This is a genomic window from uncultured Helicobacter sp. (genome assembly GCF_949282165.1).
Classification (GTDB): domain Bacteria; phylum Campylobacterota; class Campylobacteria; order Campylobacterales; family Helicobacteraceae; genus Helicobacter_F.
Map to the genome: position 1 here is coordinate 1 of NZ_CASDOV010000011.1, position 21,771 is coordinate 21,771.

General features: G+C 47.4%; 19 protein-coding genes and 1 tRNA gene. 12 read left to right on the forward strand and 8 right to left on the reverse strand.

The window, feature by feature from the left end; all coding sequences use genetic code 11:
• The first annotated feature begins 399 nt into the window (after positions 1 to 399).
• The 7 genes from ACH2BK_RS06255 (at position 400) to ACH2BK_RS06285 (ending at position 8,710) form a co-directional block, all read left to right on the forward strand.
• On the forward strand, positions 400 to 1,596 hold the full coding sequence (locus tag ACH2BK_RS06255) for an epoxyqueuosine reductase QueH (RefSeq protein WP_395002670.1): 1,197 nt from the start codon (positions 400 to 402) through the stop codon (positions 1,594 to 1,596).
• 103 nt (positions 1,597 to 1,699) lie between these two features.
• Positions 1,700 to 2,155: a 3-hydroxyacyl-ACP dehydratase FabZ gene (gene fabZ / locus ACH2BK_RS06260; RefSeq protein ID WP_394995776.1), complete on the forward strand. Its 456-nt coding sequence runs from the start codon at positions 1,700 to 1,702 to the stop codon at positions 2,153 to 2,155.
• 10 nt (positions 2,156 to 2,165) lie between these two features.
• Entirely contained in the window at positions 2,166 to 2,963 is a 798-nt protein-coding gene (gene lpxA / locus ACH2BK_RS06265) for an acyl-ACP--UDP-N-acetylglucosamine O-acyltransferase (protein ID WP_394995779.1), read from the forward strand.
• A gap of 2 nt (positions 2,964 to 2,965) precedes the next feature.
• The gene (clpX, locus tag ACH2BK_RS06270; RefSeq protein WP_395002738.1) at positions 2,966 to 4,228 is read left to right on the forward strand and encodes an ATP-dependent Clp protease ATP-binding subunit ClpX; all 1,263 of its coding nucleotides are present in this window, start codon (positions 2,966 to 2,968) and stop codon (positions 4,226 to 4,228) included.
• Positions 4,229 to 4,259: 31 nt separating this feature from the next.
• Entirely contained in the window at positions 4,260 to 5,294 is a 1,035-nt protein-coding gene (locus ACH2BK_RS06275) for a rod shape-determining protein (RefSeq protein WP_394995876.1), read from the forward strand.
• Positions 5,295 to 5,301: 7 nt separating this feature from the next.
• Positions 5,302 to 6,135 carry a rod shape-determining protein MreC gene (gene mreC, locus ACH2BK_RS06280; RefSeq protein WP_395002672.1) on the forward strand — a complete coding sequence of 278 codons (834 nt, stop codon included), beginning with the start codon at positions 5,302 to 5,304 and terminating at the stop codon, positions 6,133 to 6,135.
• Positions 6,136 to 6,151: 16 nt separating this feature from the next.
• Complete coding sequence (locus ACH2BK_RS06285) at positions 6,152 to 8,710, forward strand: hypothetical protein (protein ID WP_395002674.1); 2,559 nt, start codon at positions 6,152 to 6,154, stop codon at positions 8,708 to 8,710.
• Positions 8,711 to 8,713: 3 nt separating this feature from the next.
• Here ACH2BK_RS06285 and ACH2BK_RS06290 read toward each other — a convergent pair whose 3' ends face one another.
• The 3 genes from ACH2BK_RS06290 to gatB are packed head-to-tail and all read right to left on the reverse strand — an operon-like array spanning position 8,714 to position 11,779.
• On the reverse strand, positions 8,714 to 10,132 hold the full coding sequence (locus ACH2BK_RS06290; RefSeq protein WP_395002676.1) for an apolipoprotein N-acyltransferase: 1,419 nt from the start codon (positions 10,130 to 10,132) through the stop codon (positions 8,714 to 8,716).
• On the reverse strand, positions 10,132 to 10,317 hold the full coding sequence (locus ACH2BK_RS06295) for a hypothetical protein (protein ID WP_394995790.1): 186 nt from the start codon (positions 10,315 to 10,317) through the stop codon (positions 10,132 to 10,134). The genes ACH2BK_RS06290 and ACH2BK_RS06295 overlap by 1 nt, the downstream gene beginning before the upstream one ends.
• 34 nt (positions 10,318 to 10,351) lie before the next feature.
• Positions 10,352 to 11,779 (reverse strand): Asp-tRNA(Asn)/Glu-tRNA(Gln) amidotransferase subunit GatB, encoded by a 1,428-nt coding sequence (gene gatB / locus ACH2BK_RS06300; RefSeq protein WP_394995792.1) that lies wholly within the window; start codon positions 11,777 to 11,779, stop codon positions 10,352 to 10,354.
• Positions 11,780 to 11,964: 185 nt separating this feature from the next.
• Here gatB and ACH2BK_RS06305 point away from each other — a divergent pair, with 185 nt between their 5' ends.
• Positions 11,965 to 13,557 carry a methyl-accepting chemotaxis protein gene (locus tag ACH2BK_RS06305; RefSeq protein ID WP_395002678.1) on the forward strand — a complete coding sequence of 531 codons (1,593 nt, stop codon included), beginning with the start codon at positions 11,965 to 11,967 and terminating at the stop codon, positions 13,555 to 13,557.
• Between the two features lie 188 nt (positions 13,558 to 13,745).
• Here ACH2BK_RS06305 and ACH2BK_RS06310 read toward each other — a convergent pair whose 3' ends face one another.
• Both ACH2BK_RS06310 and ACH2BK_RS06315 read right to left on the reverse strand, forming a co-directional pair.
• Complete coding sequence (locus ACH2BK_RS06310; RefSeq protein ID WP_395002681.1) at positions 13,746 to 14,708, reverse strand: catalase; 963 nt, start codon at positions 14,706 to 14,708, stop codon at positions 13,746 to 13,748.
• A gap of 178 nt (positions 14,709 to 14,886) precedes the next feature.
• Positions 14,887 to 15,564, reverse strand: a complete 678-nt coding sequence (locus ACH2BK_RS06315) for a CinA family protein (protein ID WP_395002685.1) — start codon at positions 15,562 to 15,564, stop codon at positions 14,887 to 14,889.
• Positions 15,565 to 15,671: 107 nt separating this feature from the next.
• Between ACH2BK_RS06315 and ppk2 the strand changes: the two genes are divergently transcribed.
• Positions 15,672 to 16,724, forward strand: coding sequence for a polyphosphate kinase 2 (ppk2, locus tag ACH2BK_RS06320; protein ID WP_394995804.1), 1,053 nt, complete (start codon positions 15,672 to 15,674; stop codon positions 16,722 to 16,724).
• A 2-nt stretch (positions 16,725 to 16,726) separates the two neighbouring features.
• Here ppk2 and ACH2BK_RS06325 read toward each other — a convergent pair.
• Positions 16,727 to 16,802: transfer RNA gene (locus tag ACH2BK_RS06325), tRNA-Glu, on the reverse strand.
• Between the two features lie 147 nt (positions 16,803 to 16,949).
• Here ACH2BK_RS06325 and ACH2BK_RS06330 point away from each other — a divergent pair.
• The gene (locus tag ACH2BK_RS06330) at positions 16,950 to 17,603 is read left to right on the forward strand and encodes a DUF305 domain-containing protein (protein ID WP_395002687.1); all 654 of its coding nucleotides are present in this window, start codon (positions 16,950 to 16,952) and stop codon (positions 17,601 to 17,603) included.
• A gap of 700 nt (positions 17,604 to 18,303) precedes the next feature.
• Here the strand turns inward: ACH2BK_RS06330 and ACH2BK_RS06335 are convergent.
• Together ACH2BK_RS06335 and ACH2BK_RS06340 are read right to left on the reverse strand one after the other, a co-directional pair.
• Positions 18,304 to 19,962, reverse strand: a complete 1,659-nt coding sequence (locus ACH2BK_RS06335; RefSeq protein WP_394995809.1) for a cation acetate symporter — start codon at positions 19,960 to 19,962, stop codon at positions 18,304 to 18,306.
• A gap of 4 nt (positions 19,963 to 19,966) precedes the next feature.
• Positions 19,967 to 20,302 carry a DUF485 domain-containing protein gene (locus ACH2BK_RS06340; protein WP_394995811.1) on the reverse strand — a complete coding sequence of 112 codons (336 nt, stop codon included), beginning with the start codon at positions 20,300 to 20,302 and terminating at the stop codon, positions 19,967 to 19,969.
• Between the two features lie 140 nt (positions 20,303 to 20,442).
• Between ACH2BK_RS06340 and ACH2BK_RS06345 the strand changes: the two genes are divergently transcribed.
• Both ACH2BK_RS06345 and ACH2BK_RS06350 read left to right on the forward strand, forming a co-directional pair.
• Positions 20,443 to 20,580, forward strand: coding sequence for a hypothetical protein (locus ACH2BK_RS06345; RefSeq protein ID WP_394995814.1), 138 nt, complete (start codon positions 20,443 to 20,445; stop codon positions 20,578 to 20,580).
• 59 nt (positions 20,581 to 20,639) lie between these two features.
• Positions 20,640 to 21,767 carry an efflux RND transporter periplasmic adaptor subunit gene (locus ACH2BK_RS06350; RefSeq protein WP_395002690.1) on the forward strand — a complete coding sequence of 376 codons (1,128 nt, stop codon included), beginning with the start codon at positions 20,640 to 20,642 and terminating at the stop codon, positions 21,765 to 21,767.
• Positions 21,768 to 21,771: the final 4 nt, after the last annotated feature.

Here is a 21,771-nt window from a genome sequence, read left to right on the forward strand (position 1 = left end):
AAGCGCAAGCTTCTTTAGAAAACGAAGTTTCTTTAGAAAAATCAGCGGTGGCACTGCTGCCACCTTTTTCCTGATTTTTGCCACCACGACAAGGGCGAGAGTAGGCTCGTGCTACCGCACGCACTATTTATATCATTTGGCAAAGCCTTATTAAGGTTTTTGAAGTGGTAGATTCTGTAAATTGCTTAGATTCTATAGTGTGTTTTGATAGAATCTTTGGTTTATAGAAAAGGTGTTAGCCCAAAACGCGTTCCTGACGCGATGACACCAAGAAGCCACAGAATCTCGCATTTAGATTCTGTATATGCTCGCGCAGCGGAGGGGCGAGGGGCTCTGCCTCACGCCCCGATAACAAGTTTCACCAGCGTGAAACTTGCATTAAAAAATAAAAGGAGAAGTATGATACTTGTACATATTTGTTGTTCTGTAGATAGCCATTATTTTTTGCAGCGTTTGCGTGAGCAGTATCCAGATTCAAAGCTCATGGGGTATTTTTATAACCCCAATATCCATCCCAAGGCAGAATACGATTTGCGCCTACTTGATGTGGAGCGAAGCTGCAAAATGCTCGGCATAGATCTCTATGAGGGAGAATACGACACGCTGCATTGGCTAGAGGATGTGCGGGGGCTAGAGGAGGAGCCCGAGAAGGGCGAGCGGTGCGTGGCGTGCTTTGATAGTCGTTTGCTGCGCACGGCGAGCTTTGCGAAGCAAAAGGGGATTGGGACTTTTACCACGACGCTCCTCTCTAGTCCGATGAAAGAGCGCGAGATACTTTTCACACAAGGAGAAAAGATAGCGCGCCTCCACAATCTCGAGTTTATCAAAATCGATGTGCGCAGCAACGGCGGCACCCAAGCCCAAGCCAAGCTAGCTAAAAAAGATAGGCTCTATCGGCAGACATATTGCGGGTGTAAATTTGCATTGACAAAGCAGCGTGACGCGCAGGGCAAACTCTCGCTTGAGCTAGTGGAAAATCTCGGGAGGCAGATTCAGCCTGCGAGCAATGAAGAGCGGCTTGAGACTTTTAGCCGGCGCAACGCCCTAGAGGCGGATCGTGTGCCATATATCCTTGCCAAACGCTCGATTATGGCGTGGAGAAACCTGCGCAGCACGGCTAAGTTTGAGGGCAAGTCGCTAGATGCGTATGTGCTCGCGGATTCAAAGAGTAAGAACCATAGCAAGATGGGGGAGATTGAGTGGATACGCACGGAGGTTGGCTCGCCATTGCTTTTGCAGGGGCTTTTACGCCCCAAAAGTGCGACAAATTCCGCACAAAGCGAGAACCTAGCCCAGCACTTTGCAAATGTTTCTCACGAGATTGCGCTAGGGGTGGCGAGTAAAGATGATAGCGTGTTTTTGTGTCTAGAGGATTTTAACACCCTGTGTGAGACGCGCTACCAAAGCGTGCGGGAGCTAAGCCGCGCGCCCATCCCCTATAGCTTAGAAAACGCGCTGCGCATTTGTCTGTGTGGATTGGGGAGTGTCAATCCTATCATCGTGTTAGATTCACGCATAGAATCTAGCCTCACGATTTTTATCCATAGCATATTCCAAGAAGAGAGCGTGTTTGCTCTCATAGAGGGCAAGAAATAGGGTGGGCTACAAGCGGGCTAGGATAAAGCATTTTAAAAGTGTTTTTTGAGTAGAATGCGCCCATTGGCAATGTGTTGTAAGTTTGTAAGTGCAAGGAGCTAGTATGATGGATATCAATAAAATACGCGAGATTTTGCCGCATCGCTATCCGATGTTGCTTGTGGATAGGATCGTCTCATTGGTGCCAAATGAGACGATTGAGGCGTATAAGAATGTAACGATTAACGAAGAGGTGTTTATGGGACATTTTCCTAAACGCCCCATTTATCCCGGTGTGATGCAGATCGAGGGAATGGCGCAGGCTGGCGGTGTGCTGGCGTTTGTGAGTATGTTTGGCGATGATACGCAGCAGGCAAAAGAAAAAATCGTATATTTTATGACGATTGACAATGTCAAATTCCGCGTGCCCGTCGTGCCCGGCGATAAGCTCGTGTATAAGCTCGAGGTGCTTGCCCATAAGGGAAATATTTGGTCGCTTGGGGCGAAAGCCTTTGTCGATGAGAAACTCGTCTCTCAAGCCGAGCTTAAAGCGATGATAGCCGACGCGGATAAAGGATAAAAGGATACATATGGCAGAGGATAGAATCTCCCCGACAAGCATTATAGAATCTGGAGCAAAAATTGGCAAAAATGTAAAAATCGGGCATTTTTGTGTGATAGGCAAAGATGTGGTGATAGGCGATGACTGCGAGATAGGCGATCGCGTAACCATCACGGGCAAAACAACGCTAGGCAAAAACAACAAAATCTTTACCGGTGCGTGTGTGGGTGTGCCACCCCAAGATCTCAAATACGCCGGAGAGGATACAAAGCTCATCATCGGCGACAACAATATCATCAGAGAATACACCACGCTCAATACCGGCACGGCTGGCGGCGGGGGGGTAACGCGCATAGGCGATGAGAATCTCTTTATGGCGTATGTGCATATAGCCCACGATTGCTCTGTGGGCAATGGCTGTATTTTTGCCAATGTCGCGACGCTTGGCGGGCACGTAAGTGTAGGGAATTATGTGAATTTTGGGGGCTTGAGCGCGGTGCATCAGTTTGTGAAAATAGGCGATGGCTGTATGCTTGGTGGGGTTTCGGCACTCGTGCAGGATTTGCCACCCTACTCCATCGCACACGGCAATCACGCGCGCATAGCGGGGCTAAACAAGCATCGTATGCGCAAGCTTTTTAGTCGCGAGGAGATAGATTCTATCACGGCGATGTATCGGCGCATCTACTCGCGGGAGGCACCGATGAAGGAATTGGTGCAAAAAGAGCTAGATTCTGGCAAGCTTTCACGCACAGAGGTGTATATTTGTAATTTTATTTTATCAACGACTAGGGGCATACCTCTAGGGCGCAAAGGAACTGAATAATGATGGAGCCAAGATATTGTAGCTTTTGCGGCAGAATGGAGACGCCAAATAACCCCTGCATAACGGGCAACAAAGGCAATTCTGTCGATGTGTATATTTGCAAAAACTGTATCACGGTAAGCGAGGAGATCCTCAAAGGCTATAAAGAGCCAAAAGAGTTAGAATCTGCGCATAATAGGGAGTTTAGTATCCCCACCCCTAAGGAGCTCAATGCCCGCCTTGATGAATATGTTGTGGGGCAAGATGAGGCAAAAAAAGTCTTTAGCGTGGCGGTGTATAACCACTACAAGCGCATTAGTGGCGAGCAATGCCCCGTGAGCCCCGAGCTTAAAGATGTGGAGATTGCTAAGTCAAATATTTTGCTCATCGGTCCTACGGGCAGTGGAAAAACGCTAATGGCACAGACTTTGGCGAGGTTTTTGGATGTGCCTATCGCCATTTCTGACGCGACAAGTCTCACGGAGGCTGGCTATGTGGGCGAAGATGTAGAAAATATCCTCACGCGCTTGTTCCAAGCTGCCAATGGCGATATAGAAAAAGCCCAAAGGGGCATTGTGTTTATCGATGAGATCGACAAAATCTCGCGCTTGTCCGAAAACCGCTCCATCACGCGTGATGTGAGTGGCGAGGGTGTGCAGCAGGCGTTGCTAAAGATTATCGAGGGAAGTGTGGTAAATATCCCTCCCAAAGGTGGCAGGAAGCACCCAAATCAGGAGTTTGTGCAGCTTGATACAAGCCATATTTTGTTTATTTGTGGTGGGGCGTTTGATGGACTAGGCGAGATCATCAAAAGACGCATCGGGGGCAATGCCCTAGGATTCCACGGTAAAAAGCATAGCAAAAGCGATGAGCAATATCTGCTAAGTCTCGTGGAGCCCGATGATCTCGTGGGCTATGGACTTATTCCCGAGCTTATAGGGCGATTGCATGTCATCACGACGCTAAATCCCATAGACAAAAAAGCGATGATGCAGATTCTCACCACGCCCAAAAACGCGCTTATCAAGCAGTACCAAAAACTCTTTGAGATGGATGGTGCGAAGCTAGAGTTTGAGCAGGGTGCGCTAGAGAAAATCGCCGAATTAGCCATAGCGCGTAAGATCGGAGCGAGAGGGCTGCGATCTATCATCGAGGAGCATATCAACGATCTTATGTATAATCTCCCGGATTTGCGAGGCTGTGAGATAACTATCACGCAAGAGTGCATAGAGGGCAAAAAAAAGCCCATCATCATCAAGCAATCAAGGGCGAAAAAAACCTCATAAGATTAAGAATTTAAAGTAAGGAGTGTGTATGCTGCTAATGGATAGATTGATAGGATCGTTTTCTAAGGATGTCGCCATTGATTTAGGGACGGCAAATACGATTGTGGCGATTAAGGGCGAGGGGATAGTGATAAATGAGCCATCAGTCGTGGCGGTGCAGAGCGACAAAAATGGCTATGGCGAGATTATCGCCATAGGGCGCGAAGCCAAAGATATGGAGGGTAAAACCCCGCATAAAATCGAGATAATCCGCCCTATGAAAGATGGCATTATCGCGGATTTTGAGATGACGGAGAGAATGATACGATTTTTTATCGAAAAAGCTTATAAGCGCAAGAGTCTCATCCGCCCGCGGATTATGGTGTGCGTGCCTTATGGACTCACAGGTGTGGAAAAAAAGGCAGTCAAAGAATCCGCCCTCGCAGCGGGCGCGCGTGAAGTGTATCTGATAGAAGAGCCTATGGCGGCGGCTATCGGTGCTGGGCTACACACAGAGGAGGCGAAGGGCAATCTCGTGATTGATATTGGTGGGGGGACGACGGAAATCGGTGTGGTGTCCTATGGCGGCTTGGTGATTAGCAAAAGTATCAAGGTGGCGGGGGATAAGTTTGATGCGGCGATTATGGACTATGTGCGCAAAAAATACAATCTCCTCATCGGCGAGCGCACCGCGGAGGCTATCAAAATCGAGATTGGCTCGGCGTATTCTATGAATGAGTCGCTTGTGTTTCAGGTGCGTGGGCGCGATAATGTGAGTGGCTTGCTCAACACCATCGATCTCACAAACGAAGATGTGCGTGAGGCTATCAAAGATCAGCTAAAAGAAATCGTCAATGCCCTCAAAGATGTGGTAGAAAAGCTCCCGCCCGATCTCTCTGGCGATATCATCGAAAATGGTATCGTGCTCACAGGCGGTGGCGCGCTCATACGCGGACTTGACAAATACATCTCTGAAATCGTGCGTCTGCCCGTGTGGGTGGCAGAGGAGCCGCTGCTATGTGTCGCGCGAGGCACAAGCAAAGCGATGGAAGATGAGCGACTCCTCCAAGAACTAGCGATTAACTAACCGATCTATGCGCTACAAAGCCCTTATTTTTCTCGTTTTGTTTTGCGTTACGATTGTCGTAACGATGGAGCTAAATAAGGGCTTTGAAACGCGCGTGCTCAATGTAGCCGATAAGGTGCGAATGTTTTTTGTCTCAAATTTGGAGGGGTTTTGGCTATGGTATAGGGCGTATTTTGCTCAAGCCGATGAGATAAAAGCCCTGCGCCAAAAAGTCGCAGATTATGACAAAATCGTGCTCCAAAACACCGCCCTTGCTAACCAAAACACCGAGCTAAAATCACTCATACAAAACGACTTGCGCCTACAACCCGAATTTTATCTCGCACATATGAGCGCGTATGTGCGTATGGGGCAGTATGATAGGATCTGGCTTACGCTAGATTCTGCCTTCCGCCAAAGACTGCAATCTAGCACAGAATCTAGAATCCTAGGGCTTGTGCGCAACAATGTGGCACTAGGTATCGCTAAGTTTGAGTATGGGCGACTGCAGGGACTGCTCAATACTGCCAAGGAATGCAGCTATGGCGTGTTTATAGGGCAAAATAAAGCAATGGGGATAGTCGATAATACGCCAAAAAATAGCAGTGGCGCGTATGTGGGCGTGAATTATATCCCAAAATGGGTGGATATCAAGGTGGGCGATGAAGTCTATACCAACGGGCTAGATGGGATTTTTGTCGAGAATATCCCCGTGGGCAAGGTGGTGGAGATCTATGAGGATTCCAACTTCCTGCGCGCCGATGTGCTGCCCTATGCACAGACACAGGATATCGATTATGTGTGGGTGGTGGATACGAGAGTGCAGGATTTACTAGAAACCCAAACGATTCAAGAGCCCTAATGGCGCGTTTGTGAAAATGAAAGATTCTATAACGACTAGCGAGATTACAGAATCTAGACAATCTCAAACATTAGATTCAGGTAATGTGTGTGCGCGAAGCGGAGCGAGTGGGGATTTACTCCCCACGAGCGATAACAATTTGTCAAAGACAAATTGCAATAAAATGAAAGATTCTATAACGACTAGCGAGATTACAGAATCTAGGCAGCCTTTAGATTCTAAAAAGGGCAGTGTATGCGTGCCAAAGGGTAAAAATAACGGAGCGAGTGGGGATCTGCCCTCTGTGAGTGATAGTAAGTTAGCAGAGCACGATGCGATAAATGACAAGTTAGCTCATATCCTAGCTTCCCTCCGCGCTCCTTGTAGCAAACACACGCTTGATGTGGCGATTTTGCAGCTTTGTGCGTGTGCCCCTGCCGCGCGAGATTTTGTCAATCCTCACCCACACAATGCACATAACCCACACAATCCACCAAGCGAGGCGATACCCACACACGATCTCACAGAGGTCGCCAAAGCCCTCGCGGATAGAATCTATGAGCTGCTGCACAATGGCACGATTTGTGAGCTTGAGTATATCGGCGTGTTTTGGGTGTTGCGCACTTTGAAATCCCCTCTTAATGATACGCGCTTTGCGGTGTTTTTGGAGCAGATGCAGCCCTTTAGCGATGGGCTTAGCGAGATAGAAAATCTCTTATTTTTACAGGTGTGTAGCGTGGCGATGATGTTTGTGTATGGCGCGGAGGAGGGTATGAAGTTTTTTATCGCCCATATGTGCTTGCTTGATATGAATCTCCCACAAAGCGAGGGCGTAGCGGAATTTTGTATCAAACACTTCCCGCTGCTTGGCGTGGATTTTACCCTCTGCCTAGAGGCACTCGCCCACGCCCTGCACTCCGCCACCACGCTAAGCCCAAAACGGCGCAGGAGCTTGTTTAATTGGCAGCTGCATTGCCTCTGGAATATCGAGGGGTATTTTAACAACACGCGTTGGCTTGAGCTCTATCCCGCATACAAGGCGGTGTTTTATGCACTGCTTGATCGCACCAAGGAGGCGTTATCCCACGATATGGCGCGCGCAATGAAGTGCCTTGATGAGGTGCTGTATGCGCAGTTTTTTCTCTACCATATGTGTGGCAATAGCTTCCATACCCAAGAGCAGTGGCGGGAGTTTTGCGCCGCGGTGGATAGCAGGGCAGCAGCGGTGTATGAGGAGTTTGCGCCATATATGGATTCTATAGTGGCAAGCGAGATTATAGAATCTAAGCAACCTTTAGATTCTCAAAAAGGCAGTGCGAGTGCGCCTAAAAATAACGGAGGAGATTTGCATACACAATCCACCCCCACGCGCCAAATCATAGGGATTTTAAAGGATCGCATTGTGGGCAACTCCCCCTACAAAGTCGAGTTTTCGCTCTTTAGCAATCTTTTGCGCGACAAAAGCTTTGCCTCGCGCTTTCGTATCAAAATCTACAATATGGCACTTATTGAAAAAAGCTCTGATGATGAGGCGTTGCGCAGGGAGCTAGAGGGTATTGGCGTGGAAATCTGCGATGTGGTGCTTGCCCAAAACACAAAGGGCTTTTACAACTCCCATCTTAGCAAAGCCCTGCTATTGTGGGAGGCGATACGAGCCGATGGGGTGAGGTGTCTCATCTCGCCAAATAATGGCTATGGGATTAGCGATTTTTTGCTTAGCGTGCGTGTGGCGCCTGTGCAGGCGTATTACTCGCACGGGAATTTTGTGTATGATATTCCCTCCATCACGCACCGCCTCACGCATATTTGCAATGCCCAAAGACGCATCACGCATTGTGGATTTGGGTTCATCGGCGTGAGTGTGAAAATGGATACGCGCTTTTATAATCCCCCTGTAGATTCACGCGCCTTGCAGGTTTTGCGCGCACAATACCCTCACGATGTCAAGATTCTGGGCACAATCGGGCGTTTAGTTAAGCTGGATTCTCCACAATACCTAAAAAGCGTGCTAGAAATTATGCGCTCCTTTCCGCAAAGCGTGTATCTGGCGTGTGGTGGGGGCAATGAATGGGCGATACGCGAAAAAATCGTGCGCGAGGGGGGCGCGGATTTGCTTCATCGCTTTTGCTTTAGTGGGTATGTCGATAGCGCGCTCTATGGGCATATCATCGATTTGTGGCTCGATAGCTTCCCGCTTGAGCAGGGGGAGAGCCGTATAGAATATGTGGCTAAGGGCGGCGTGGCATTGGTGCTATCTAAAGAAAGCAAGCAAGAGCGAGAGGAGAGAATCTCGCGCTGGGTGGAGCAATATACCGAGCTACTCACGGAGTTTTTAGCCCTCTATAATGCCCCTGCGCCCACAAGCCGTGCTATCGCGCTCACAAACCTTACAGATGTGAAAAATGTGCTTTGTGAGTGCGCGTATGTGGTGTATGATGTGCAGGCATATGAGCAGAGGGCTTTGGAGATTTTGCGTGGCTCATCGTGGGAGGTTTTGCGCGCTCAAAGCCTTTTGGAGCGCGAGATTTTGGACTTTGTGCGAGAGCGGGTAGGCGTGCAGAGTTTTATGGAGGTTATAGAATCTGCGGGCTTCTAGGCTCTAAGGCGTGATGATGGCGCTCTCGCTCATATTAGCACTATGCAAAATCGTGCTTTGGTGCAATCGCGCGTAGTATTTGAGGAGCATTTTTTGGAGGCTTGGCTCGATACTTGGGTAAAACCACGCGTTGTTGCTCATTGCGATGACAAACTCCGGATAGTCCGCATACAGGGCACTAGAAGTGGCTTCATAGCAGATTGCGACGCGAAAACGCTCGCCTAAAGCATCAATATCCCCAAACTCCGCACCTGCGCTAAACTCCATTTGCGCGATAAAGCCAAAGGGCTCTTTTATAAAGCGTGGCAGGGGGATATACTCCCCAAAGGGCGCGAGAATCACCTTGTCTATGCGCCTAGATTCTCCATTGCTAAAGACAAAGGCACTATTGTAGCTCTCCTCTCCGTGTGTGTGCAGCGCACCCGCGATGATGGTAATCTCTAGGGAGTATTGGCGCAGCGCCTCATACACGCTTGCCGCACCGCTATCGATGAGCGCGAAAGGGAAGGCGGTTTCTGGGAGGATGATGAGCGATTTTTTTTGCGCTATGGCGTCTTTAATGAGTGCGAAATTTTGGGCGATAATCTCACGCATATTTTGGGCATTCCATTTGAGGCTTTGGGGGACTTGTGTTTTAGCGATAGCGATATGTTGCGTAAAGCTCGGGGGATTTGAGGGGCTAAAGGTGTGAAAATCTAGCGCACCAAATGCACACACAAGGCTTAAAAACAGGTTTGCTATGGCATTTTTAGACTTTGGCACACAGCTTTTGTGCGCGTGTGTGGAGATGATAAGGAAGTAAAGTGCGAGGATAAGCAGGCAAAAATGCAGTGAATCCACGCCAAAATGGCTATATGCGAGCAGGGCTTGGGGCACGAGCCAATCAAACCCAAAGGGCGTGATAAAGTGCATTATGAGCAAGCCCACAAGCCGCACAGGTAGGCATTCACAAAAGAGCAGCACCCAAAACACCACGCCATACACCAGCGCGACACACACCGCGATTAAGGGCGCAAGTGCGCTAAGCTCAAAGAATCTAAAGCTAAGTCCCACCCACCAAAACCACCAAAGCCCCACGAAAAAGCCAAAACCAAAGCGGCGAGATTTGGGAACACGCAGATAGGCATATAGGCTCAATGCCCCCAAGATACTGCCTAGCCAATAGGGCATATCGGTATGGCTAGATTCAAAAAGAGAGAGTGCATAAATAGGCAGGGCAAAGACAAACGCCATCAGCGCGTCGCAAAAAAGCACAATCATCAGTGGGGCGGCTTTTTGTGCAAAGGGAGGCAGGGAAGGCGCAAGGCGCGCAAAATATGCCAAAAGTGCATCGATATAGGGCGCAAATGATGGAATCTCAAGCCCAGAGCGCATAGTGCGCAGTGAATCTAGCACGGGATGAGTGTGTGGGAGGAGTGGCATCACAAGTCCTTAAGTCTTTTTAGAATCCTAGGGTGCTTCATTGTGTTGGGAGTGTTGGGATTGAGGCTAGGAAGTGTGTGCCTAGCGACTTTGAGACATCTCACGCCCAATGCACAGGCCACAAACGCCACAAATTCTAAAATCCCAAACACCGCACCCTTTAGATCTACACCGCTTAGATTCACGCCGCGCCTTTATTTTCCCCACTATTGCAGCTCGCTATTGCAACTTTTCTTTTAATAACTCATTTACGCGGGCGGGATTTGCGCTCTTGCTAGCTTTCATCACCTGCCCGACGAAAAATCCAAAGAGCTTATCCTTGCCGCTTTTATATTCTGCCACCTTTTCAGCATTAGCCGCTAGCACAGATTCTATCGCAGCGATAATCGCCCCATCGTCATTGACTTGCGCTAATCCCATAGAATCTATAAGGCTATCCACATCGCCACCCCTTTGCTCCACTAGCACATCAAGGATTTCCTTAGCACTCTTACCGCTGATTTTGCCCTCATCAATGCGTTTTACCAAAGTCGCCAAAGTCCTAGAATCCACCCCGCAATTCTGCAGGGTATTTTCGCCTTTTAATCGCCCCAAAAGCTCGGTGGTGAGCCAAGTGAGCGCTCCCTTTGCACTCGCTCCATAATCTAGCATAGATTCAAAATATCGCGCCATTTCTAGCTCGCTTGTGAGCACGCCCGCATCGCTAGGCTTTATCCCAAATTCCCGCACATATCGCTCGCGTTTTTCATCGGGCATTTCAGGGATTTGTCGCCCCTCATTCATTAATGCCTCATCGATATACACCGGCAGCAAATCCGGATCGGGAAAATACCGATAATCCGCTGCTTCTTCCTTACCCCGCATAGAGCGCGTTACGCCCTTAGTAGTATCAAAGAGCCTTGTCTCCTGCACTACTTCTACTTCATACTTGCCATCTTCCCACGCCTCGATTTGTCGCTCCACCTCGTATTCGATAGCTTTTTGGATAAATTTAAAAGAATTAAGATTTTTAATCTCCACACGCGTATAGAGTTTAGAATCTCCCCTAGGGCGGATTGAGACATTCGCATCGCAGCGGAAACTCCCCTCTTGCATATTGGCATCGCTGATATCCAAAAACCGCACGATAGAATGCAGCTTCTTAAGATAGGCTATCGCCTCATCACTACTGCGCATATCCGGCTCACTGACGATTTCTAGCAGCGGCGTGCAGGCGCGATTCAAATCGACTTTAGAATACGCGTCTTCGTGGATATTTTTGCCTGCGTCCTCCTCCATATGCGCGCGTGTCACACCGATAGTCTTTTTCTCGCCACCCACTTCTATCTCGATATTGCCACGCCCCACGATGGGGATTTCAAATTGACTTATCTGATAGGCTTTGGGCAAATCTGGATAAAAGTAGTTTTTGCGCGCAAAGATAGAGTTTTGGTTAATCTGTGCGTTGATAGCAGTGCCAAAGGCAATCGCCTTTTTAACCACCTCTTTATTTAGCACCGGAAGCGCACCGGGTAGCCCCAAACAAGTAGGGCAGACATTGGTATTGGGCTTGGCACCAAAGCTCGTAGCACAGGAACAAAAGATTTTGGTTTTGGTATTTAGCTGGACATGCACTTCTAGTCCGATAATCGTCTCAAAAGCACTCATAATGATTTCCTTTAGGCTTGTGTTTGGGTATTTTGCGCCTAGTATAACGAATCTAAGCTAAAAAAGCTCTGCAAAAACCCTTAAATCTAGCGCGCCCCTTGGCACAATGTGGGGATTTGCTTGACAATTTAAGCCTTTTTGCTCTAAGATAAAGCTTAATCAAATATAAAACTTAGGAGAGCACAATGCTAGGCACAATCCGCTCAAAGATTACCGCCATACTTTTGTTCTTTATCGCCATCTTACTTGGCGTGGTGTTGTTTAATCTCCAAAGTGGCTTTAAGAGCCTAGCCAAAAACAACACGACAAGCGAGCTCAATAAACTCAATGCTATGCTTTTTGAAGGGCTCAAAGTCGCGATGAATTCTGGCGATCCTGAAGTGATTAATGGCTTTATCAATGGGGCGCAGCACACGCCCGGCGTGCTAAATCTGCAGATATTTCCCTCTAGAGATGTTATCGAGCTTATGGGATTGCAAAAATCTGTGAGTGATGATGTGGAGATTAAGAGGATTTTTGCGGATAAGACACAAGAGCTTAGAGCCTACCAAAGCAGTGGGGATAGTGGCTATGTGATGCTAAAGCCCCTCCTAGCCCAAGAGAGTTGTCTAGCCTGCCACGGGACTTCACAGATAGGAGACGCGCTGGGCGTGGCAAAAATCACGATTTCAAACAAAGAGATGCTAGCGGATTCTGATAGGATTTTGCTCGAGATTGTGCTGTGGATTTTGGGCGTGGTGGGTGCAATGCTCATCGTGCTGTTTTTTGTCTTTAGGACTCTTGTGTTTGCGCCCATAGAAAATCTCGCCAATGTCGCCAAAGATCTCTCCCAAGGCGATGGCGATCTCACCAAACGCCTGCCCATAAGAAACCAAGATGAGATAGCTAAGGCAAGCGCGTATATCAATGCCTTTATCCAAAAAATTAGCGACACCATTAGCAACGCCAAGCACACTTCACACCAAAATATCACACAAGCGCGCAATCTCTCGGACTCTTCCCAAGAGATAGATTCACGCATTGCCCAAAGTGCGGAGGTGGTGCATAAAAGCGCGAGTATGCGCGAGGAGCTTGAAGTGGTGCTCCAAGATTCTATCGCATTGGCACAAAGGAGTGCTGATGATGTGAAAGAATCTTTTACCCAACTCACAAACACCAAAGAAGTGCTTGCCCAAATGGTGCGCTCTCTCCAACAAAATGTGAGCACAGAGCACGAAATCGCAAGCCGATTAGAATCCGATGCTAAGGAGAGTGAGCGTATCAAAGATGTGCTTGCTCTCATCGATGAAATCGCCGATCAAACCGCACTCCTCGCGCTCAATGCTAATATAGAAGCCGCGCGCGCTGGAGAAGCGGGGCGGGGCTTTGCCGTGGTGGCTGATGAGGTGCGCAAACTTGCAGAGCGCACACAAAAGGGGCTAAGCGAGATAAATGCAGTGGTCAATGTGATCATCCAATCTTCACACGATGCCAACGCAGCGATGGGAGAAAATGTGGAGAATATCTCGCAGGTGGCGGATTCTTCGATTGAGAGTGCGGAATCTTTAGAGCAGAGTATGCGCTCACTTCAAAGCGCGCTTGATGCCTCCTCCCAATCACTGCACAAGGCAAATGAGCTCTTTAAGGCTATCAGTGAGATTTTAACAAACCTCAAGCAGCTAGATACGCTCATCAGTCAAAATAGCCAAAGCGTGCATACGATAAACACCATCTCTAGAGACATAGCTTCTAAGGCGGATACACTCAATAAGCAGCTAGATTTGTTTAAATGCGAGTAGGGGGGATTTGTCTATGCAGGTTTAGCCTATGTATTGGCAATGCGAGCTCACACTCCCATTGCCTGTGCTAGGTAAGCACATATAGAATCTAAGTGCGAGATTCTGTGGTTTTTGGCATTAGTGCGTGAGAAACGCGGTGGTGGCGGCGTAGATTCTACAATCTGCATAGAATCTAGCCCTAATCCACCCTACTGCCGTCTCCCAAAGGTTATGCCATACACTTCATTCCTTGTTTCAAAGAGCGGATCTTTGGGCGCACCCACGCCTTTTGGCAGCACCGCTGGCATAAACACATCGCGATTGCAGCCATCACCATCGTATTTTGTAACCCTAAGCGTGGCGATTTGCACCTCTTTGTGCTTGCCACTCCAAAGGGCGGTGGTGTCATCAGTCTTATCCTTTGGATTGGCTAGGATTAGCATCATTTTGTATTCTATAGGCTTGCTAGCGACTTTATTCTTAAAGTCCGCTTCTAGGAAGTCATTGCCTAGCTTTTTTGCCTCATCGGGTGTGAGTCCCTTCTCGCCCATCACAGGCACAAAGGCAAAGCGCGCTGGGATATCCCTGCCCTTGGTGTCTTTGAAGTAAAAAGTATGCACGCTATGATACTTCGTGTTTGCCACACTAGGCGTGAGCGGGAGGGTAGCGAGGTATTTTTCATAATTTGCAAAAGATGGCGTTTCTTTAGTCACCTTAGCAAGATTTTGGGAATCCACCTTCCCATCTTTTGGGATTCTGATTTCAAAAAACTTCACAAACTCCTCTAAGTCTTTTGCAAAACTTATCTCGGCATTGAGCGCGACAATCTCCCAACTATCGCTTTTGCCCCCGATTTTTAGAGCAAATCCCCTGCCCTTTGTGCCATCGCTTGCGTTAGGATTCCCACCACCAAGCGAAAAGCGCACTTGTGTGGGGATAGCGGATTCTTTAAGCAATGGGATATCATAGGTTTTCGTGATACCCTTCACAGGCACAAGCTCCCCGATAGCGCAAAAACCCTTAGTGTGGTTTATCTTTTTGTGTGGATCTTTTGCATCGCCATTGAGTGTATAAAACAGCTCGGCGATACTCTCTGAATCTGTGCCAGATTGCGCCCACAGGACACTACATAAACTAAGCCCTAAGGCCAAAACTACTTTCCTTACTTTCATTGTTGCACTCCTTTAATGTGTTTTAGCGCGACATTATCACACGCCATCATAAACTCAGTATAAATATTTTTATAAACCGCACACTATAATCGCGCTTCTACATTTTCATTCACTAGGCTTTGGGACAAAGCACAACGAGACTTCTTTCCCCATTTATTTTCTCTCAAAGGATTTAGGATTAAAGATACAAAATCTCTCGCAGTAGCATAAGTATCGCGGTTTGTGCGGCTTGTTTTTGCACGCTTGTGCGATTACCGCTAAAGATATGTCGCTCCACCTTTGCCGCCTCGCCTCGGTGCTGCACGCCGATATACACGAGCCCCACGGGCTTTTGTGCGCTTCCTCCGCCCGGTCCGGCTATGCCGCTTGTCGCTAGGGCAAAGTCCGCACCGCTTAGGCGCAAAACCCCCTTGCACATCTGCGAGACGACTACCTCACTCACCGCACCAAAGCTCTGCAAATCGTGAGAATCTACGCCCAGCCAAGCTTCCTTGATGGCATTATCATAGCTTATCACACCGCCCAAAAACACCTCCGAAGCCCCGCTAATGCGTGTAAATTTATAGCCTAGCAGCCCGCCCGTGCAGCTCTCTGCGGTGCTTAGCTTTTGGTGCGTGGCTTTGAGCAGCGCGATAGCGGTTTGGGCGAGATTTTTGCCCCGCACGAGCTTAGAGCCAAAGAGCGCACTCACTTCACGCATAAACGCCTCTAGGGTGGCTTTGTGCGTGTGCGTGGCTCTGACAAACAAGCCGCTAGATTCTAAAAGCACATCGTTTTTTTGCGCAAGCGAGCTAAGGAGCGTGATGGCACTTAGAGAATCTATGCCGATGAGCAAAAAAGAGAGGGTATGTTTCATAACAGCACCTTTTGGAGTATTTTTATTGCAGATTGTGGCATTTTAGCATTTATTAATGCGTTTTTTTATACCCTCGGTGGATAATCCACACAAAAAGGAGAGCGCGTATGTCAAAGGCAAAGCAGCAGCTTGTAATCCGTCCAGAAAATAGTATGGATATCAAAGAAGTGTATAAAAAGAAATCCGGCAGAATGAAAGAGGATTTTTACGAAAACGAGCTCCAAAAGCTCCATATAGAGCTTTGCAAACTGCAAAATTGGGTGAAAAAATACAAAAAAAAGATAATGATCATCTTTGAAGGGCGCGATGCAGCAGGCAAAGGCGGCACAATAAAAGCCTTAACCGAGCACCTAAACCCCAGAGGTTGCCGCACCGTAGCACTCTCAAAGCCCACAGAGACAGAAAGCACAGAATGGTATTTTAAACGCTATATCTCCACACTGCCAAGCGGTGGGGAAATCGTCTTTTATGACAGGAGTTGGTATAACCGTGCGGGGGTAGAAAAAGTGATGGGCTTTTGCACCCAGGAGCAATATAAGGAATTCATCACGCAAGTGGCTAATCTCGAGCATATGATTATCGCAAGCGGCACGATGATTTTTAAATACTTTCTTGATGTGGGCAAAGATGAGCAAAAACGCAGAATCTTGCGCCGCAAAACCGATCCATTGCGTATGTGGAAGTTAAGTCCCATCGATGACAAATCCCTAGGGCTTTGGAATGAATACACCGAGGCGTTTGAAAAGATGTTTGCGCGCACACATACGCATTTTTGCCCGTGGGTAGTCGTCAATACCAACGATAAAAAGCGCGCACGGCTCAATGTCGCACGCGATTTGCTAAGCAAAATCGACTACGAGGACAAGGATCAAACGCGTGTGTGCCTGCTCCCAGATCCGCATATCGTGTGGCAGTATTCTGAATACCAACACTATAGCGACGATCCCACCAAGGAGGTTTTGGCGCAATTTAAAGAGCGTAAAAAAGACAAGCTCGCAAAAACCAAAGTGACAAAAGATAAGGGCAAAAACAAAAAGGATAAAAAGCAAGCCAAAAAGGCGCAGGATACGCATACGCCTAAATCCGAGCAAATAGCACAATCCCAACATACAGAATCTAAGCCCTCAAAGCCATTAGATGAAGGAGAAAATAAACGCTAGATTGGCGACCCCTGCAAGATTTGAACTTGCGTAACCGCCTAGAAGGGGCGGTATCCTTGGCCACTAGATGAAGGGGTCGAGAGGTGAGTGTGTGGATAGCAAGATGGCTAGGAGCCACGATGTTTGCAAAGAGCCAATTATACAAAAAATTCCCCAAATAAAGTGTATCAATTAAAACTTCTCCCCTATAATGCCAAGCACAATTCCCCACTTGAAAGGATTTTTATGTTACTTCGTTTTGTTTTTGCAGGATTTTTGGCTATGGGTTTGGTATCTGCCAACACACACAATCACCACGCCCATCACGAGCACCACACCCAGCAAGAGCAACCCACGCTAAGCCAAAGTGCCTCAAGCCAAGCAATGCTAGATTCTATGCACGCACCGATGATGCTCCAAGACTTTTCAGAATCCAGAAGCCCAGAGATCGATTATCTTACCGATATGATCCCCCATCATCAGGGCGCGGTGGATTCTGCGACGCTGCTTTTGCCACATATCACCAATGATGAGCTACGCGCACTCGCACAAAACATCATCCAATCCCAAACTAAAGAAATCGAGGAGTTCAAAGCCCTGCTTAGCGGCGATACAGTCACAAGCACGACGCTATCAAACGCGGATTACAAGGAGTTTCTCAAAGCCAACAGGCAGGCGATGGATACGATGATGCACCAAATGCACGAGATAAAGCCCACAGATGATATCCAAAAGGACTTCGTGCGTGCGATGATAGCTCACCACAACGGCGCGATTAAGACTTCAAAAATTATCCTCGCCTATGCCAAAGATCCCCAGATTCGCAAAATCGCTCAAGGCATCATTGCCGAGCAAGAGAGTGAAGTGAAGCTTATGCAAGAGCTCCTCAAAAAGCTCTAGGACTTAAATCCCAAAACCTAGCATTAGAGAATCTAGGCAGTCTTTAGATTCTATAATGCAAACAACTCTTTTTGTTTCCCTCCACACTAAGTCAAGCGGGTATGTGATGTGTGCGGTAAGATTGCAGATTTTTGGAGGGCGTGGAGCTAGCCTCTGCTTCTTTCAAAGCAAGCTTACGCACTACAATGATTAAAGAGCTTATAACAAAATGCCAAGCCAAGCGCACAATCCCAAGCAAAACACAGAATCTAGTGTGGGCTTAGAATCCAACATGGATTGAGAATCCAAAACAATTGGAAAATTTGCAAATTTACAACACTAAAAGCCTTGATGAGGTTTTTTGAAATGGTAAGTTTTGAATCTTTTTTGTATTCTATATTGTAGATTCTACGATTTTTTAGATTCTAGGTTTTGTTTTTGTGGATTTTGAGCGGATTTTGCAATGGCCTTAGAATCTATAAGGCTAGATTCTAAAGCCACTTGAGATTCTGTGCGTGGTCTTGCTTGCCTTGTGTGGATTCTGTAAGATTGCTACTGCTAGCAAAACTATTCATTGCGATATGCTTTTCACAAAACGAAGTTTCTTTAGAAAACGAAGTTTCTTTAGAAATTCTTCAACCTTAGCACATTGCAAACCCGCAGAGCCCCATTTTCCCACAAAAGGTGGTTTAATAGAATCCATAGGGCTTAAGCGGCTCTTTTAGTGAGCCACTGCCTCGCTTGCACCAATCCCTGTTTGAGCACGGAAGTCTTGGGCTTTAAACCCTGCTCTATCGATTTTTGCACGCTCACTATTATCAAGCTTAGAGATGATATAGATGAGGACAAGTGTCAATGGTATCGTAAAGATAGCGGGGTGCTCATAAGGGAAAATCGCCTCAGGGAAATGTAGCACTTTTACCCACACACTTTTACTAAGTAACACAAGTGCCAAAACGCTGATAAGTCCGATGAGTCCGCCCCAAAACACGCCTTTTGTCGTGAGATCTTTCCAATAAATGCAAAGTAGAATGATAGGGAAATTCACGCTTGCTGCGATAGCGAAGGCAAGTCCCACCATAAAGGCGACATTTTGATTTTCAAAACCTATGCCTAGGACGATAGCCAAGACTCCAAGTCCGATAGAGGCACCTTTGGTAACACGCATCTCAAGCTTTGGATCGCACACGCCGTTTTTGCAGACATTGACAAACAAATCGTGGCTTATCGCACCCGCTCCAGAGATGGCTAACCCCGCCACCACTGCCAAAATCGTAGCAAACGCCACTGCGGAGATAAATCCTAAAAACACATCGCCACCAAGCACTTGAGCTAGGAGCACAGCCACCATATTGCTCGCACCGGTAAAATTCCCCTCGCTATCAGTGAATTCCGGATTGCCTAGCAAAAACGCGATAGCCCCAAACCCGATGATAAAGGTAAGGATATAGAAATATCCGATAAGTCCGGTAGCATAAAACACGGATTTGCGCGCTTCTTTAGCGTCTTTGACGGTAAAAAATCGCATAAGGATATGGGGCAAGCCCGCCGTGCCAAACATCAACGCTAACCCCAAAGAAATCGCAGAAACAGGATCGGGCAGGAAGGTCCCCGGACTCATAATCGCCTCGCCCTTGCTATGATTAGACACAGCCTTAGCAAACCAAGAGGCGAGATCAAAATTTGCATGATAGAGCACCATAAGCGCCATAAAGGTTGAACCGCCCAAAAGCAAACACGCCTTGATGATTTGCACCCAAGTGGTGGCGTGCATTCCCCCAAAGACGACATAACAAATCATCAAAATCCCTACAAGCACCACAGCCACGGTGTATGGAAGTCCAAAGAGCACTTGTATGAGCTGCCCTGCGCCCACCATTTGTGCGATGAGATAAAAGACGATTACCGCTAAGCCGCTGATGGCTGAAATCGTGCGGATGGGCTTAGATTTGAGGCGATAGGCGACAATGTCGGCAAAGGTGTATTTGCCAAGATTGCGGAATTTTTCTGCGATCAAAAAAAGCACGATAGGCCAACCAACCAAAAAGCCCACAGAATAAATCAAGCCATCAAAGCCATTGGTAAAAACTAGCGCGACGATTCCTAGGAAGCTCGCTGCGCTCATATAATCCCCCGCAATGGCGATACCATTTTGCATACCCGTGATATTACCCCCTGCGGTATAAAATCCATCGGCGGATTTGGACTTTTTGCTTGAAAAATAGGTAATGCTTAGCGTGGCGAGCACAAAGAGCACAAAAAGCGCGATAGCGATGAGATTGAGATCGCTTTTTTCTACATCTCCTGCGTCAAAGCCCGCGCCCAATACGACTTGTGTAAGGCTTGCAAACAAAAGCCCTAAAAAGATTTTATGTTTCATAATGTTACCTCCCGTCTTTCAACTCATCGATAAGCCCACTTTGGTGTAACTCTTCTATCACTTCTTCTTGCTCTTTGTCAAAGTATTTGTTGGCAAAAAATGTATAAACACCTGTAAGCACGATGGAGAGCACAATGAGGAAGATACCAAACATAATGCCAAATGTGATAGAGCTAGGCCCTAGCCTATACCCCAAAACTTCAGGGAAAAATCCCACGCCCACGATGAAGCCATAGTAGCATACGAGCACAATCACTGCGAGAGCAAGTCCGAATCTGTTTCGGAATCTCACGAATTGCTGAAAACGCTGCAACACAGCCTGTCTATTGTTGCTTGTCATAAGGCACTCCTTTTTGTTGAGATTCCCTATCAATGTAACAAAAAAACAACAATTTGTGGAACTTTTGCCACCACAAAAGGGTAATTTTGGAGAGTTTGTGCGTTTAGATTCTCTAAAAATGCCTATACACAGGGGATTCTATGGCATATACACAAAATGAAACATTTATAAAATCTCATCGCTTTTTTGCAGAATTTAGGACAGAATCTGTGGCATGCCCCATTAGCATAGGCGGTATGGAAGCGGTATTGAAACAATTTGGATTTTACACGATTTAGATTCTATATGGGTGCGCGCTGGCATTTTGCCGCCGCATTTTAAGAGTAAAGGTAGCCAAATGAGGATTGTAGCTCTCTTAGCATTTGTGTGGATTAGTCTCTTTGCCCAAGGGGAATCAAGCCAAAAAAAAGAGGAAGTGAGCAGCAAATCACAGATTCAAAAAAGCACAAAGAGTGAAACAAAAGCCCAAACCCCAGAGGCAGTCATCATCTCCAAACCTATCCAAAAAGGCGCGCTGCAGGCACAAACTCCATTCCTTGGCACGCTGCACTTTCTCAATAGCTCCAAAGTCGCTTCCCAGACAAGCGGGGTAGTCGAAAAGGTGTATTTTAAAATCGGAGATTCTATCAAACTCAATGCCTCTCTTGCCAAAGTCAATGCCGACTTACTCCAAAAAGAAATCCAAAGCAAGCAGGCTAAGCTTAGTCAAGCCCAATATATCCACGAACGCCAGCAAAAAGAGCTCGCGCGCTACAAAAACCTCCTAAAGTCTGAATCTGTCTCGCTCCAGCAGTATGAGAGCATAGAATACGAGCAAAAATCCCAATATAGCCATATCCTAGCCCTCACTTCCGAGCTAGAATCTGCCAAAATGGAGTTTGCCAAAAAACATATCAAAGCCCCAATCAGCGGCATCATCGTGGATAAAAAAATCAACAAAGGCGAGTGGATTAATGTGGGCGATCCAATCTGTGAGATCGTGGATACCACAAGTGCGGAGATCATTGTCGATGTGCCCTCACATATGCTCACACACCTAAAGAGAGGGCAGGAAGTGGGCGTGCTTATCAACAAAAAGCATTATAAGGGTAAAATCTATGCCATCATACCGCGCGCGGATGTGCATACGAGGACATTCCCCGTGCATATCAGTGTGGAGAACGATGGGAGCTTTGTCGATGGTATGGCGACACAAGTCCTGCTCTCTAGTGGCGGGGTGATTGAGGGCAATATGGTGCCTAGGGATTGTATCGTGGAGTATTTGGGAATGCAGAGTGTGTTTGTGGTGCGAGATTCTAGAGCATACGCTGTGCCTGTGGAAGTGCTAAGCGTGCAGGGGAGCAATGCCATCGTGCGGGGCAATCTCAAAAGCACAGATTCTGTCGTGTATCGCGGGCAGGATCGCCTCCAAAATGGTATGCAAGTCAAAGAATCCACTATCGAGCTAAAAAGCCTCAAAAAGTAGGTGG

Coding starts and splice junctions, on each gene's coding strand:
- ACH2BK_RS06340 (WP_394995811.1), bottom strand. CDS start 20,302: ATGACAAGCAACAATAGACAGGCTGTGTTGCAGCGTTTTCAGCAATTC.
- ACH2BK_RS06255 (WP_395002670.1), top strand. CDS start 400: ATGATACTTGTACATATTTGTTGTTCTGTAGATAGCCATTATTTTTTG.
- gatB (WP_394995792.1), bottom strand. CDS start 11,779: ATGAGTGCTTTTGAGACGATTATCGGACTAGAAGTGCATGTCCAGCTA.
- ACH2BK_RS06285 (WP_395002674.1), top strand. CDS start 6,152: ATGAAAGATTCTATAACGACTAGCGAGATTACAGAATCTAGACAATCT.
- ACH2BK_RS06335 (WP_394995809.1), bottom strand. CDS start 19,962: ATGAAACATAAAATCTTTTTAGGGCTTTTGTTTGCAAGCCTTACACAA.
- ACH2BK_RS06350 (WP_395002690.1), top strand. CDS start 20,640: ATGAGGATTGTAGCTCTCTTAGCATTTGTGTGGATTAGTCTCTTTGCC.
- clpX (WP_395002738.1), top strand. CDS start 2,966: ATGGAGCCAAGATATTGTAGCTTTTGCGGCAGAATGGAGACGCCAAAT.
- ACH2BK_RS06330 (WP_395002687.1), top strand. CDS start 16,950: ATGTTACTTCGTTTTGTTTTTGCAGGATTTTTGGCTATGGGTTTGGTA.
- ppk2 (WP_394995804.1), top strand. CDS start 15,672: ATGTCAAAGGCAAAGCAGCAGCTTGTAATCCGTCCAGAAAATAGTATG.
- lpxA (WP_394995779.1), top strand. CDS start 2,166: ATGGCAGAGGATAGAATCTCCCCGACAAGCATTATAGAATCTGGAGCA.
- fabZ (WP_394995776.1), top strand. CDS start 1,700: ATGATGGATATCAATAAAATACGCGAGATTTTGCCGCATCGCTATCCG.
- mreC (WP_395002672.1), top strand. CDS start 5,302: ATGCGCTACAAAGCCCTTATTTTTCTCGTTTTGTTTTGCGTTACGATT.
- ACH2BK_RS06290 (WP_395002676.1), bottom strand. CDS start 10,132: ATGCCACTCCTCCCACACACTCATCCCGTGCTAGATTCACTGCGCACT.
- ACH2BK_RS06345 (WP_394995814.1), top strand. CDS start 20,443: ATGGCATATACACAAAATGAAACATTTATAAAATCTCATCGCTTTTTT.
- ACH2BK_RS06305 (WP_395002678.1), top strand. CDS start 11,965: ATGCTAGGCACAATCCGCTCAAAGATTACCGCCATACTTTTGTTCTTT.
- ACH2BK_RS06315 (WP_395002685.1), bottom strand. CDS start 15,564: ATGAAACATACCCTCTCTTTTTTGCTCATCGGCATAGATTCTCTAAGT.
- ACH2BK_RS06310 (WP_395002681.1), bottom strand. CDS start 14,708: ATGAAAGTAAGGAAAGTAGTTTTGGCCTTAGGGCTTAGTTTATGTAGT.